The organism is Zoogloea sp. LCSB751 (genome assembly GCF_002028455.1).
Classification (GTDB): Bacteria; Pseudomonadota; Gammaproteobacteria; order Burkholderiales; family Rhodocyclaceae; genus Zoogloea.
The window spans coordinates 1-232 of record NZ_MWUM01000678.1; the positions used below are offsets into that span (position 1 = coordinate 1).

Annotated in this window: 1 protein-coding gene; it reads left to right on the forward strand. The window is 66.4% G+C overall.

Annotated features, from left to right (window positions below; all coding sequences use genetic code 11):
- Nucleotides 1–232, forward strand: a 232-nt coding sequence (locus tag B4920_RS28145; protein ID WP_139379803.1) for a hypothetical protein, incomplete at both ends; no start/stop codon positions are given.

Here is a 232-nt window from a genome sequence, read left to right on the forward strand (position 1 = left end):
TGGGCGGCTCACTACTTCCGGGGGGCTTTGGCGGCGGGCAAGATCAACATAGGGGTGCCTTACTACACCCGTGGCTGGCAGGGGGTCACAGGTGGCACCCACGGCCTGGGGGGCAAGGCGGCGCTGCCGAGCCAGAGCGATTGCCAGCCGGGGACCGGTGGCAGCACCATTCCGTGCGGCAATGGTGCGGTCGGCATCGACAACATCTGGCATGACCTTGACAAGAACGGCA